Source organism: Pokkaliibacter sp. MBI-7, from assembly GCF_029846635.1.
GTDB lineage: Bacteria > Pseudomonadota > Gammaproteobacteria > Pseudomonadales > Balneatricaceae > Pokkaliibacter.
The window spans coordinates 2,245,964-2,259,212 of the sequence record NZ_JARVTG010000001.1 but is presented as its reverse complement, the minus strand read 5'-3'; the positions used below and the strand labels follow the sequence as shown (position 1 = coordinate 2,259,212).

At 59.5% G+C, this 13,249-nt stretch carries 11 protein-coding genes; 9 read left to right on the top strand and 2 right to left on the bottom strand.

Features of this window, described 5'->3' with window-relative positions; genetic code table 11:
• Positions 1–66 precede the first annotated feature (66 nt).
• The 8 genes from tssC to rlmF all read left to right on the top strand — a co-directional run bounded on the left by tssC (position 67) and on the right by rlmF (position 10,571).
• Positions 67–1,632, top strand: coding sequence for a type VI secretion system contractile sheath large subunit (gene tssC, locus QCD60_RS10140; protein WP_279784844.1), 1,566 nt, complete (start codon positions 67–69; stop codon positions 1,630–1,632).
• Between the two features lie 70 nt (positions 1,633–1,702).
• A complete protein-coding gene (locus QCD60_RS10135; RefSeq protein ID WP_279784842.1) occupies positions 1,703–2,509 on the top strand; it encodes a type VI secretion system accessory protein TagJ in 807 nt (268 codons plus the stop codon).
• A 20-nt stretch (positions 2,510–2,529) separates the two neighbouring features.
• Positions 2,530–3,015 carry a type VI secretion system baseplate subunit TssE gene (gene tssE / locus QCD60_RS10130; protein ID WP_279784840.1) on the top strand — a complete coding sequence of 162 codons (486 nt, stop codon included), beginning with the start codon at positions 2,530–2,532 and terminating at the stop codon, positions 3,013–3,015.
• The gene (tssF, locus tag QCD60_RS10125) at positions 3,016–4,845 is read left to right on the top strand and encodes a type VI secretion system baseplate subunit TssF (protein WP_279784838.1); all 1,830 of its coding nucleotides are present in this window, start codon (positions 3,016–3,018) and stop codon (positions 4,843–4,845) included.
• Complete coding sequence (gene tssG, locus QCD60_RS10120) at positions 4,842–5,879, top strand: type VI secretion system baseplate subunit TssG (protein WP_279784836.1); 1,038 nt, start codon at positions 4,842–4,844, stop codon at positions 5,877–5,879. The genes tssF and tssG overlap by 4 nt, the downstream gene beginning before the upstream one ends.
• A gap of 41 nt (positions 5,880–5,920) precedes the next feature.
• Positions 5,921–8,575 (top strand): type VI secretion system ATPase TssH, encoded by a 2,655-nt coding sequence (tssH, locus tag QCD60_RS10115; RefSeq protein WP_279784834.1) that lies wholly within the window; start codon positions 5,921–5,923, stop codon positions 8,573–8,575.
• A 346-nt stretch (positions 8,576–8,921) separates the two neighbouring features.
• Entirely contained in the window at positions 8,922–9,401 is a 480-nt protein-coding gene (locus QCD60_RS10110; protein ID WP_104155086.1) for a type VI secretion system tube protein Hcp, read from the top strand.
• Between the two features lie 168 nt (positions 9,402–9,569).
• Positions 9,570–10,571 (top strand): 23S rRNA (adenine(1618)-N(6))-methyltransferase RlmF, encoded by a 1,002-nt coding sequence (gene rlmF / locus QCD60_RS10105; protein WP_279784832.1) that lies wholly within the window; start codon positions 9,570–9,572, stop codon positions 10,569–10,571.
• A gap of 83 nt (positions 10,572–10,654) precedes the next feature.
• Here rlmF and efp read toward each other — a convergent pair whose 3' ends face one another.
• On the bottom strand, positions 10,655–11,221 hold the full coding sequence (efp, locus tag QCD60_RS10100) for an elongation factor P (protein WP_279784830.1): 567 nt from the start codon (positions 11,219–11,221) through the stop codon (positions 10,655–10,657).
• Positions 11,222–11,342: 121 nt separating this feature from the next.
• Positions 11,343–12,536 (bottom strand): elongation factor P maturation arginine rhamnosyltransferase EarP, encoded by a 1,194-nt coding sequence (gene earP / locus QCD60_RS10095; protein WP_279784828.1) that lies wholly within the window; start codon positions 12,534–12,536, stop codon positions 11,343–11,345.
• A 205-nt stretch (positions 12,537–12,741) separates the two neighbouring features.
• On the opposite strand from earP, the gene QCD60_RS10090 reads away from it, so the two are divergent.
• Positions 12,742–13,248, top strand: coding sequence for a molybdopterin-dependent oxidoreductase (locus QCD60_RS10090; RefSeq protein ID WP_279784826.1), 507 nt, complete (start codon positions 12,742–12,744; stop codon positions 13,246–13,248).
• Position 13,249: the final 1 nt, after the last annotated feature.

Here is a 13,249-nt window from a genome sequence, read left to right as displayed (position 1 = left end):
CAGTGCCAGACACCGGCAGAGGGTAATGGATTATCAGCTAACAGCCAGCAGTGACGGAGTCAGGGATTGACGGGGTCGGATCTAAACCGGGAAGCCGGATTCAACTATGCCTTTGCCACCGATGATGCGGTGCAGTTCGGGGCCGGGTTGGTTCCGGCCGCTGCGCCGCTGCAGGACAGCGAGGAGCCGGACTGGCAGAGCGAGGAGTTTCTTGATCGCTTTCTGCGCGAACAGGACCCGCTGCGTGCGCTGAAAGTCTGGCTGGCCCGTGATGACGATGCCGGCAGTGTGGCCGATGACGAGCTGCGGCAGCTGCTGTGGCAGGGCATCAGTGCCATCGACCAGTTACTGGAAGCGCAGGTCAATCATATTCTCCATCACCCCGGCTTCCAGCGCATGGAAGCCAGCTGGCGCAGCCTGCACTATCTGGTGCAGCAGACCGCGCAGGCGGATCGCGAACAGCGGGTCAAGATCAAGCTGCTCAACCTCAGCTGGCCTGACCTGAGCAAGGATATGGCGCGGGTGATCGAGTTTGATCAGAGTGACTTCCACCGGCTGATTTACAGCAACGAATTTGATCACGCTGGTGGCGAGCCCTTTGGCCTGCTGATCGGTGACTATCAGATTTCACTCACTCCGCAGCCGGGCCTGCCGACCCAGGATCTGGATGTCCTGTCATCGGTGGCCCGTACGGCCGCCGCTGCCTTTGTGCCTTTTGTGACGTCGGTGCAGCCCTCTTTCCTTGGGGTTGAGCAGTTCTCCGAGCTGGGCTCGGTGCGCCAGTTCCAGCAGCAGTTCGAGCTGCCGGAGTACGTCAAGTGGCGCAGTTTTCGTGAACGGGAGGAAGCGCGCTTTGTCGGTATGGTGCTGCCGCAGGTACTGATGCGTAAACCCTACAAGGCCGATGGCACCCGCAAGGAGCAGTTCAGCTTCCGCGAGCAGCTGGCCAGTGAGCAGGATTACCTCTGGGGTAATGCCGCCTACTGTCTGGCGACAGTGATGGTGCGGGCCTTTGCCGAGTCAGGCTGGTTCAGTCATATCCGTGGTTTCAAACCCGGCAAGGTCAGTCAGGGTATGGTCTGCGACCTGCCTGTACTGTTCTGTGAAACCGAGCGCTATCAGCATACCCGGCTGTCCCCGCTTAATCTACAGGTGGGCGACCGGCTGGAGCGGGCGTTGTCGGATACCGGTTTTATCCCGGTGCTGCCGGTGCCGATGACCGGCCATCTGGTATTTCTCAGCAATGCCTCGGTGATGAAGCCCAGGCGGTACGAAAGCGATAACGCCAGCGTCAACGTGCAGCTGTCGTCGATGCTGCAATACACCCTCTGTGTGTCGCGTTTTGCTCACTACATCAAACATATGGGGCGAGACAAAGTGGGCAAGTACGAGTCAGCCTACACCATCGAAAACGACCTGCAGCGCTGGCTGCATCAGTACACCACCGCCTCCGATACCGCCTCCGACGAAGTCCGGGCGCGTTATCCGCTGGGCGAGGCCACCATCAAGGTCAAGGCCAAGGCAGGGCAGCCCGGCCACTACTATTCAGTCATTCGCCTGCGCCCTCATCTGCAGCTGGACCAGCTGGTGTCTTCGGTACGGCTGGTGACCGAGTTGTCATCCGGGCGCTAGCAGGCCTGACGGCCCCTCTTAATCAACAGGGAACACAACGGCCAGCACGGGCCGGGAGAGCAAGGATTCTATGAACAACATCAAAGATCTGCTGCAACAGGGTGAACTCAGTGCCGCCATTGAGCAGCTGCAGCTGGCATTGCGGGATGATCCGCGTAATCAGGCCCTGCGTGGCAGCTACATCGAACTGCTGTGTATCGATGGCCAGCTGGAAAAGGCCGATCAGCAGCTGGATATGCTGGTACGCCAGCAACCGGAATGTGCCTCCGGCGCCAGCAATCTGCGCCATCTGATTCGCGCGGCCCAGGCGCGTCTGGATTTCTATCAGGGCGGCGATACGTCGTCCCTGCTGGGTGACGCCGATGCTGAGGTGGCGGCGCTGCTGAAGCTGCGGCTGGCACTGGTGCAGGATGCCACCGAGGAAGAGCGGGAGCGTGCGGCACTGGCGCTGGAGGCGGTACGCAAGCCGCTGGCAGTCACTGTTAATGAAGAGCAGTTCGACGATCTGCGTGATATCGATGACAGTCTGTGTGGCTTTCTTGAGCTGCTGGGTACCGACGGTCGTTACTATCTGGTGCCCTGGCGTGACGTGGAACAGTTGCAGCTGCAGCCGGTCAGCTCGCTGATCGAGCATGTCTGGCGGCGTGCCGACATCCAGACGCGTCACGGGGCAGGTGGCGATGTATTTATTCCGCTGACCTATGCCGGCAGCCAGACTGACCGGCAAAAACTGGGCCGTGAAACGGACTGGCTGCAGCAGGGGGAAGCCGAGGTTTACTGCGGTGTCGGGCTCAAGCAGCTGCTGGCAGGCGAGGAGGCCATCAGCCTGGCCGATGTGCAGAGTTTCGCCCCTGCTGCGGCCGCGGTGCCGGTCTGAGCGTTCAGGAGTAGTGCAGCATGGCCGCTGACAGCAAAGTGCGGATTGTACCGAGCATCCTTGACCGCCTGCTCGACGATGACCCCGGCGATCACACGCTGGCGGCGCAGGATCCGGCCTTCAACCTGCGGCAGATGCGCATCAGTGTCCGGCGTGATCTGGAAGACCTGCTCAACAGCCGGGTCAGCTGGCAGACCTGGCCGGAAGCTTACGAAGAGCTGCAGCAGTCGCTGCTCAGTTACGGCCTGCCGGATTTTTCCATTATGCCGGTCAGCAGTCAGGATGCCCGCCAGCGCCTGTGCCGTATCGTTGAAGACACCATCCGCAAGTTTGAGCCGCGCTTTGCTGACGTGCGGGTGGAAGTGGCAGAGGAGGGCGGGCTGGCCACCACCCTGCGGCTGCGGATCAATGCGGTGATGTATGCCATTCCGGTGCCGGAGGAAGTGTCATTCGATACCGAACTGGAGCCGGTCACGCTGGGCCTGCGCCTGCTGGAGAAGCTGTAAATGAGCGATGATCTGCTGAAGTACTACAACCAGGAGCTGAGCTATCTGCGCCACCTGGGGACGGAGTTTGCGGAGCGTTACCCCAAGGTGGCGGGGCGCCTGAAACTGACCGATGAAGTGATCGAAGATCCGCATGTGTCACGGCTGCTGGAGGGCGTGTCGTTCATGACGGCACGTATCCGGCAGAAGCTGGATGACAGCTTCCCCGAGCTCACCGATGCCCTGCTCGGTCATATGTTTCCTGATTATCAGGCACCGATCCCGTCCATGGCGGTGGTACAGGTACAACCGAAAAACCTCAATGACTTCGGCGTGACCCTGCCGCGCGGCTGCCGTCTGATCACTGATATTGCCAACTTTGCCGAATGCCGCTTCCGTACCTGCTATGACACCCGGCTGTGGCCGGTGGAAGTGGAAGCCGTGCGGTTTCAGAATGCACCGTTTCGCGCGCCCAAGCCGATCTGGCGTGATACCGCTGCCGCGGTACTGAAGATCACGGTGAAGAGCAGTGCCCCGAAGGTGATGATGGAAGAAATCGGTGTTGATCATCTGCGCTTCTTCCTCAACGGCCAGTTGCGCCACAGTTTTGCTCTCTATCAGCATCTGTTTCGCGACACCATCGGTCTGGCCATTACGCCGCGTGACAACCTCAAGCAGGTGCGCTTTCTTGAGCGCCGCCATCTGCGCTCGGTGGGTTTTGAGGAGGAGCATGGCGTGCTGCCCTATCAGCAGCAGTCCTTCTCCGGTTATCGCCTGCTGGTGGAACATTTCCTGTTTCCGCACAAATTCCTGTTTGCCGAGCTGGATGATCTCAAATCGAGCTGGGCAGGCATGGGCACTGCGGTGGATATCTACATTTATTTTTCCGAGGGCTCAGCTGAGCTGGAGCAACAGGTCAGTGACAGCCAGCTGCTGCTGGGCTGCACGCCGATCATCAATCTGTTTGAGGAGCGGCTGGAGCCGATCCGGCTGGAAACCGCCGAGCACGATTACCGTCTCAATGCCTCCTATGCCCGAGCGGATACCAGCGAAGTGATCCGGCCGCTGGAGGTGGAGGTGTTTAACCACAGCCGTCAGCGGCGCAACGTACGACCCTACTATGCGGAAGGTCATCCGGCCTATCTGGATGACGATGAGCTGTTCTGGACCCTGCGTCGGGAAACCCGCAACTGGGCCGGTGGTGCGGCCGAGCCGGGTACTGAAGCGGTGATGACCGTGGTTGACCGGCTGGCCCGCGGAGCGGCTTTTGAGCACAACGAGGGCTGGATGCTGGGCATCAAGGCACTGTGTTCCAACCGCAACCTGCCGGCGCGCCTGCCCTATGGTGGCGGGCAGCCGGCGATGCGCAGCAGTACCCATGCGGATGTGGTGGATGGCATTCGCTGCCTGACGCCCCCCACGGCGACGGTGCGCCCGTCACTGGGTGAGGATACCCGCTGGCAGCTGGTCAGCCATCTGACACTCAATCACTTCAGCGGTGAAGATGCAGTTCAGCGGGTACGGGAAATTCTCAAGCTCTATGACTTCCGTGCCAGCCCGGAAACCAAGGTGTTGATTCAGGCTATCCATCAGGTGCAGATCAAGCCTGCCAGTGCCCGGCTGGTGCGGCAGGGGCGTGTTGCCTTTGCCCAGGGCAGTGATATCCAGCTGGTCTTTACCCAGCATGAAGCGGCCGGCGCCAGCCTGTTTTTCCTCGGCTCGGTGCTTGATCACTTTTTCTCCCAGTTCGCTGTGGTCAACAGTTTCACCCGTCTGTCGATTCGTATACTTGATGAAGAGCGGCCGGTACATCAGTGGCCAGCGCGGGCCGGTGGAGTGCCTCTGCTATGAACGGGCAGACCCTGACACCGCTGTCATCACCCTCCCTGAACCGGTTGCTGAACGAGCCGGAGCAGTATTCCTTCTATCAGGCAGTGCGCCTGCTGCAGTTGCAGCTGGAGTCCAGCGAACAGCAGCACAGAGTGGGCCATGACAGCCGCCCGGACCGTGAACTGGTGCGCTTCAGTAGTGCCCAGCATCTGGGCTTTGCCGGACGGGCGATCAGCCAGATTGAAGTACACCCGGCCAGGGGGCAGGCAATGAAGGCACAGCTGCAGGTGTCCTTTGCCGGACTGACCGGTGCCAACGGGGTGCTGCCGCAGCACTACACCGAGCTGATCATGGCGCGGGTTAAACAGCGTGACCATGCCATGCGTGACTTCTTCGACCTGTTCAACCATCGCCTGATCTCGCTGTATTACCGGGCCTGGGAGAAGTACCGCATTGCCGAGCAGATCCGGCCGGTACCTGAGCGGCTGGTCATGGTCGGGCGGGTCAAAGCGGATCCGTTCAGCCGCATTCTGACGGCACTGACCGGCAGCCGTCAGCCACTGAGTCTGATGTATGCCGGGCTGTTCAGTCGTGCACCGCGCTCAGCCCGCGGGCTGGAGCTGCTGCTGACGGGGATCACCGGTGCGGCGGTCAAGGTGGATCAGTTTGTTGGCCGCTGGCTGACACTGGAGGCCGGGGAGCAGACATTGCTGGCGTCACGAAGGGGGCTGGAAGGGCGTTTTTCCAGACTGGGTGTGGATGCGGCCATCGGCAGCCGCTGCTGGGATGTGTCGTCCACCCTGGCCATCAGTATTGAGTCACACTCGGCCAGCCTGAGCCGGGCACTGATGCCGGCCGGTGAGCTGAACCGTCGTCTCAACCGGCTGGTGCAGGAGTTTATGGGCAAGCCGCTGCGGGTGCACTGGCATCTGCGCATGCCCGCCCGCCATGCCCATCTGCTGCAGCTGGGCCGGCAGTCACTTGGTCTGGGCCGCGGTGACTATCTGTTTATCCCTGCCAACCGGCGTGATCGCTGGCTGGATATCCGTTTTTGATGCGCCCCCGGGTGCGCTGTTGAAGAAAGGACTCTGTTGTCATGTCGTCGATGACTCTCAAGCATCTGGTGGAAAAACTGAACCCCACCTGTCGTAGTGCCCTGGAAGCCGCCGCTGCCCTGTGCCAGTCGCGCAGCCATTTCAGTGTGGAGGTACAGCACTGGCTGACCCCGCTGGTGGGCAATGAACACAGTGATGTGCATTTGCTGCTGCGCTGCTTTGAAGTACAGCCTGAAGACTTTCACGCTGAGCTGCAGCGCGCGCTGGAGGCGCTGCGTACCGGTAATGACGCCGTCCCCGGTCTGTCAGCCCAGCTGGTGCACCTGCTGCAGGAAAGCTGGGTCGCCTGCAGTATTGCCTTTCAGGATGATCAGATCCGTTCAGCCCATCTGCTCTATGCACTGGTTAAGGATGAGGGGCTGGCGCTGTTGTGGCAGCGCTATATGCCGTCGCTGGCCAGACTGGATGCGGCACAGCTGCTGAACGCCTGGCCGCAGCTGCGTCATGAGTCCGGGGAGCGTCAGGGCGAGGGAACAGCGCCAGCGGTCAGTCAGGCGGATGGTGCCAGCAGCAAGGTCAGCCGCACGCCAGCACTGGATCAGTTCACTCAGGATCTCACCGCTCAGGCGCGTGAAGGCAAGCTTGACCCCATCCTCGGACGCGATGACGAAATTCGCCAGATGATCGACATCCTTACCCGGCGACGCCAGAACAACCCGATCCTCACCGGTGAAGCCGGGGTAGGCAAAACCGCAGTGGTGGAGGGGCTGGCCCAGCGTATTGCTGCGGGCGATGTGCCTGAGGTGCTGAAGGCGGTCAGTGTCAGGGTGCTGGATCTGGCGCTGTTGCAGGCCGGGGCAGGGATGAAAGGCGAGTTTGAAAATCGCCTGAAAGGGGTGATCAGCGAGGTCCGCGCCTCGGCCACGCCCATCATTCTGTTTATCGATGAGGCTCACACCCTGATCGGCAGTGGTGGGCAGGCCGGGCAGAACGATGCGGCCAATCTGCTCAAACCCGCTCTGGCCCGCGGTGAGTTGCGTACTATCGCTGCCACTACCTGGGCCGAGTACAAAAAATACTTCGAGAAGGATGCCGCCCTGACCCGCCGTTTTCAGGTGGTGAAGGTGGAGGAACCCAGTGCCGAGCAGGCCATCATTATGCTGCGGGGCCTGCTGCCGGTGATGCAGCGCCATCATGGGGTCAGTATTGCCGACGCGGCACTGAAAGCAGCGGTGCATCTGTCGCAACGCTATATCAACGGGCGCCAGTTACCGGACAAAGCGGTGGCTCTGCTGGATACCGCCTGCGCCCGGGTGGCCATGAGCCAGGCGGCTGTACCGGCACGCGTGGAGCAGTTGCAGCGTCAGGCCGAGGCGCTGGCTGCCGAGATCAGCCAGCTGCGTGCTGAACAGCTGGCCACCGGTGAACACGCTGAAGTGCTGGAGGTCCTGCAGGGTCAACAGCAGGACGTCGAGGCGCAGCTGCAGCGTGAGCAGGCGGTGTGGCAGGCGGAGAAACTGTCCGTACAGCAGGCCGGCAGTCACTACCGCAAACTGACGGATGACACGCTGAACGAGGCTGACAAGGAGCGGGAGCAGCAGGCTTTTCGTCAGTTCCTGCAGGATTATGCCGACAATGGCCAGCCGATGGTGCACTGGCAGGTGGATGAACAGCTGGTCGCTGCGGTGGTGTCTGACTGGACCGGTATTCCGCTGGGACGCATGCAGGCCGATGAGATCAGCGCCATTCTGGGCCTCGAACAGCGACTGGCCGAGCGGGTTATCGGTCAGCCCCATGCCCTGCGGCTGATCAGCCAGACGGTGCAAACCGCCCGTGCCCAGCTGGCCGATGAAAATCGTCCTAATGGCATCTTCCTGCTGACCGGCCCCAGTGGGGTTGGTAAGACCGAGACCGCGCTGGCGCTGGCTGAGCAGGTGTTTGGCAGTGAAGACAAGGTCACTGTGATCAATATGTCGGAGTTCAAGGAGGAGCATAAGGTCAGCCTGCTGCTGGGCTCACCTCCCGGCTATGTCGGCTATGGTGAGGGTGGCGTGCTGACCGAAGCGGTGCGGCGCAAGCCCTACAGCGTGATCCTGCTGGATGAGATGGAAAAGGCCCATCCGGGTGTGCAGGACATTTTCTATCAGGTGTTCGACAAGGGCACCATCAAGGACGGTGAAGGCCGCGATATCGATTTCCGCAATACCATCATCATCATGACCTGCAATGTCGGCAGTGATACCACCCTGCAGCTGTTCGAGGATCCGGAAACCGCACCGGGAGTCGAAGGGCTGCGCAAGGCGTTGCAGGAAGACCTGCTCAAGGTGTTCAAGCCAGCCTTCCTGGGGCGTCTCAATGTGGTGCCTTACGTGCCACTGAGCAGTGAGATGCTGACCGCCATCGCCCAGCTGCAGCTGGCGCGTATTGAGCGCCGGTTACGTCAGCATCACCAGACCGAACTGGTGTACGGCGAGGAGGTGCTGAGCTATATCGTGCAGGGCTGTCAGGATGCGGGCTCCGGCGCCAGAACCATTCACAACACACTGCATAACCAGCTGTTGCCCCTGTTGTCGGTGGCCATTCTCAATGCGGTGGCAGAGCGACGGGCACTGGCACAGATCAAAGTGAACTGCGGCAATGATGGCTTTGTACTCGATATTGCCAGCGATGTGGCAGACGCGGTGCAAAGGTTTTAAGTCACATTGTGAAATAAATAATTACGTTTTAATAAATTAATTTACAGGTGGTGGCGAAAAGATTATTTTAGGGCGCGCAACACAAGGGGTGTGCCCACCCCTTCCAGGGAAGGCCAAAAGCCTGTGGGTCGGTTAGTCCCGGCTGTTGCTGACGTATAGAGATAGCGGGCGTCAGCACACCGGAGTGACACAAAGGATGTTGTCGCTACTACCGCTGGAAGGGTGATAAGTGACGGGGAGACGCCGCATGAGCGGCGCCAGGCTGTGGCAAGGTCAGGTCCGGTCCGTCGATCAAGGAAGTCCGTCCGCAAGGACGGTTATCAACCCAAATGCTTAGGAGAAAAGCATGCAAAGTAATACCTACCTGAATTACGAAGGCATCAAGGGCGAAACCACTGCCGAACAGTTCAAGGATATGATCACCCTGTTGTCCATGGACTGGGCAATCGACCGTGTGGTCACCGCTCATACTGGTACTGCGATGGACCGTGAAGCCAGTGCTGCCCGCCTGGGTGACATCACCATCACCAAATTCCAGGACCGCTCCTCACCTGACCTGTTCAAGGAATCCACCATCGGTAAAGCCAAAACCGCGGTGTTCCACATGACCAAGCAGGGCGAGAAGATCGAAGAGATCATGAAAATCGAACTGACCGACGCCATGATTTCCCACTACAGCGTGTCTATCCAGAATGACCGCCCAGTGGAAACCATCCGCATTTCCTACACCGAAATGATGATGACCGTGACCCCCACCGACGACGACAACAACGTTATGGCGCCGTTGGTCTACGGTTACAGCGGTCTCAAAGGCCAGCAGATGTAATCTTCCGCGACCCTATCGCGCACGATTACGCTGTTACGGAAAGGCTCCTTCGGGAGCCTTTTCTCGTTGTGCCTGTGAGCGGGCAGGAAGAGCGCGCAATTGCCGCTGTTCGCTGGCAGATCTGCTCTTTATACTGAAGGGCCTTTCTGACCCACTGCTCTGACTGCCATGTCCCGCAAATCTGTACCGCCTGTTGCTGCCAGGATGGCCAGCAAGTCGTCACCGCTGCATCCGCGCAATCGCCATCAGCAACGCTATGACTTTGCTGCCCTGACCGCGGTCTGCCCCGATCTGGCAGGCTTTATCCGCCTGACGCCCAAGGGCAATCATTCCATCGATTTTACTGATCCGCAGGCGATTAAGACCCTCAACCGGGCACTGCTGCAGCACTGGTATCAGATTGAGAGCTGGGATATTCCTGCAGGCTATCTGTGTCCGCCGATTCCCGGGCGGGCTGACTATGTCCACTATCTCGCTGATCTGCTGGCGGCGGCCAACGGCGGCAAACAGCCTGCTGGCAAACGTATTCAGGTGCTGGACATCGGCTGTGGCGCCAACTGCATCTACCCACTGATCGGCAGCAGTGAATATGGCTGGCAGTTTGTGGCCGCAGATATTGAAGCGGCCTCACTGGCGTCGGCGGAGCGTATTCTGGCGGCCAACCCGGTGTTGCAGCAGAAGATCAGCCTGCGACAGCAGCCGGATGCACAGCACTGCTTTACCCACATCGTGCAGCCTGATGACTATCTCGACCTGACCCTGTGCAATCCGCCTTTTCATGAGTCAGTGGAGCAGATGGTGCGGGGCAATCAGCGCAAGTGGCAGAACCTCGGCAAATGGGATGAACAGAAGGAGGCCAGTGCGGAGCAGCTGAATTTCGGCGGACAGAGCAATGAGCTGTGGTGCGAAGGCGGCGAGCTGGCCTTTATCAGCCGCATGATGCGTGAGAGTGCGGGTTATGCCAGTCAGGTGTACTGGTTTACCTCTCTGGTATCGAAGCAGGCCAATCTGCCGCTGCTGGAGAAGGTGCTGAAAGAGGTCGGGGCGGTGCAACAGCAGGTAGTGGCGATGGCACAGGGCCAGAAAAGCAGCCGCTTTATCGCCTGGAGCTTTCTCAACCCGGAGCAGCAGAAAATCTGGCGACAGCTGCGCTGGCACAGCAGGGCCTGAGCCGGTGGGTGAACTGCAGAATGACAAAAAGCCCCGAAAGGGGCTTTTTGCTGTCACTCACTCAGGGATTCGCGCAGGGCGAATCAGGCCTTGATGCGTGATTTGTATTCGTTGGTGCGGGTATCGATAACGATGCCATCACCGATTTCGCAGAAGCCGGAAACCATGATTTCGGTGCCGTTGTTCAGGCGGGCAGGCTTCATTACTTTGCCAGAGGTGTCGCCACGGACTGAAGGTTCAGTGTAGGCAATTACACGCTCGATGCTGGTAGGCAGGGTAACGGAGATCACTTTACCGTTGTAGAACACGGCTTCGCACACGTCGGTCATGCCGTCTTCCAGATACATCAGGACGTCGCCCAGATCATCTTTCTCGATTTCGTACTGTTCGTAGTCAGAATCCATGAATACGTACAGGGGATCAGCGAAGTAAGAATAGGTTACTTCTTTGCGATCCAGAATGATGTCTTCGAACTTGTCGTCGGCTTTGTAAACGCTTTCAGTAGCGATGCCAGACAGCAGGTTTTTCAGTTTCATTTTCACGACCGCAGCGTTGCGGCCGGATTTGTTGAATTCGGCCTTCTGGATTACCCAGGGAGAGCCGTTGATGCTGATCACCTGACCAGCGCGAAGTTCTTGTGCAGTTTTCATGAGCTGAACTCAAAAAAGTGAAAGTGAGTGCGTGCGACTTAAACAGCCTGCGCCCGCTACTTTGATCTGGTGCGCGCCACTATAGCCGATTTTGCAAAATCGCAAAGGGGGCAAGAAGCCTTTAATCACTGTGATTTTGCAAAAACTGCAGCATGTTTGCGGCGAGATCACCCTGCTGTTGCAGGGTCTCGGCCCAACGCCGCGCATCCTGTTGCCAGTCTGCCAGCGCTGCCAGTAAGGCAGCCCAGTCGGGGTGAGCGCTGTCCGGCTGATTCCAGGCTCGCCAGCAGGTTAAAACCTGCGTGGCCAGCGCCGGTGGCAGGGTCTGACTATAGCGCTGCAGGAAGGCCTCGAGCTTGTCGAGGTGGGCGTCATCCGCTTGCGGATAGATCTGCCAGATCAGTGGCCGCCCGGCCCATTGCGCACGTACAAAGGAGTCTTCCCCCCGTACCAGGTTCAGGTCGCAGCTCCACAGCAGCCGATCATAATCACGCTGCTCCAGAAAAGGCAGCACCTGTACCGTCAGATTCCCCTGCTGCAGGCAGTCTCCCCGTCGCAACGGAGCGCAGCCGAGGGCAGTGGCAACCTGGGGCAGGATTTTACCTTCAGGCACCAGGCAAAGCACGGGATTTGTGCTCATGCTGAGTGCTTGTAACAATCCGGCTACGGCTGGATTCTGGTAGGCAAACAGCGAGATCAGCAGGGGATCGCACTGATTTCTGCTGGTGTCCCACTCGACACCAAGACGCTGCAGCAGCGTTGCCCGCTGCTGCGGATCGGCCTGCCAGGCATCGCGCTCGTTCAGCAGGTTTGCTTCACACAGCAGGCCGCCGGTGCGCGGGCTGAAGCCGGGAAAGTAGAACTGCTTACGCAGGCCATTGCCCGGGTGCATGGAGGTCAGGCCGTGGCAGTCATCGGCCCAGTCTTCCGTGGTCAGGTATTCGAGATTGAGCCAGTGCGGTTGCTTGCCATGAGTGGCGACGGTTGCCATGGCATCGATATAGCCGGCGGGCAGCTCGCAGGCGAAGGCCTCGATGACCAGATCGGCGATGGCTGCCGGGCTGAAATCAGCCTCGCACTGGTCGTCCCCACTATTACCCGGCTGCCAGCGGTAGACCTCTATATGTTCCAGTTGCTGATATGGCAGCAGTACCGCTTGCGGGCAGAGCATCTGCAGGGCCTGCAACTCATCGACAAACAGTCTGACCTGCATCTGGTATTGCTGCTGTAACTGCCGGGCCAGACGCCAGCACACGCCAATATCACCGAAGTTGTCAATGACAGTACAAAAGATGTCACAGCGTTGAATGGGCACAATAAAGACCTGTCAGCCGGGGGCAGGGCGGGCATGATACCAGTCAGACAAGGTGGCAGTAAGTCAAGATAATATCCCTGTCGTTGTTCAACATTTACGCAATCAAAACACTGCTGCTACACTCTGGCACTTTATTTTGTCGCTGGTTGCCCTGCACGGGGGACCCGGTAAGTGTGAAGCCTGTTTGAGTTTGTAGGAGAGACGTATGCACAGACGTTGTCACCCGCTGCAGATGTGGTCGGTGTTCAGCCAGCTCTGCCTGAGCCTGCTGCTTCTGGTGGCCTTGCCACTGCGTGCCGACGACAGCGTACTGTCGATTACCGGCACAGATGCCAGGGTACATGAACTGAGCCTCAGCCAGCTGGAGGCCATGCCGCAGGTCAGCTATACCACCCGCCTGCCGGAAGTGCCCGGCGGTGAGACAGCGTCTACCTGGCAGGGCGTGCGCCTGAGTGAGCTGGCCAGGCTCACGGGCAGCTCGGCGAAGACCCTCACACTGTGGGCGCTGGATGACTACAGCGTGGTCATTCCTGCCACCGATCTGGCCGCCTATGAACCGATCGTCGCGTTGCGCCGCGATGGCCAGCTGATCCCCATCGAATCGCTCGGACCGATGATCGTGGTGTACCCTCTGGACGATCATCAGGAGCTGCTGACCCAGGAGTACTACAACCGCACGATCTGGCAATTGCGCTCGATCAGTCTGGAGTGAC

Excerpts from the sequence above, each read along its gene's own strand:
- QCD60_RS10090 (WP_279784826.1), top strand. The coding sequence starts at position 12,742 with ATGCACAGACGTTGTCACCCGCTGCAGATGTGGTCGGTGTTCAGCCAG.
- QCD60_RS10110 (WP_104155086.1), top strand. The coding sequence starts at position 8,922 with ATGCAAAGTAATACCTACCTGAATTACGAAGGCATCAAGGGCGAAACC.
- efp (WP_279784830.1), bottom strand. The coding sequence starts at position 11,221 with ATGAAAACTGCACAAGAACTTCGCGCTGGTCAGGTGATCAGCATCAAC.
- tssE (WP_279784840.1), top strand. The coding sequence starts at position 2,530 with ATGGCCGCTGACAGCAAAGTGCGGATTGTACCGAGCATCCTTGACCGC.
- tssH (WP_279784834.1), top strand. The coding sequence starts at position 5,921 with ATGTCGTCGATGACTCTCAAGCATCTGGTGGAAAAACTGAACCCCACC.
- tssG (WP_279784836.1), top strand. The coding sequence starts at position 4,842 with ATGAACGGGCAGACCCTGACACCGCTGTCATCACCCTCCCTGAACCGG.
- tssF (WP_279784838.1), top strand. The coding sequence starts at position 3,016 with ATGAGCGATGATCTGCTGAAGTACTACAACCAGGAGCTGAGCTATCTG.
- QCD60_RS10135 (WP_279784842.1), top strand. The coding sequence starts at position 1,703 with ATGAACAACATCAAAGATCTGCTGCAACAGGGTGAACTCAGTGCCGCC.
- rlmF (WP_279784832.1), top strand. The coding sequence starts at position 9,570 with ATGTCCCGCAAATCTGTACCGCCTGTTGCTGCCAGGATGGCCAGCAAG.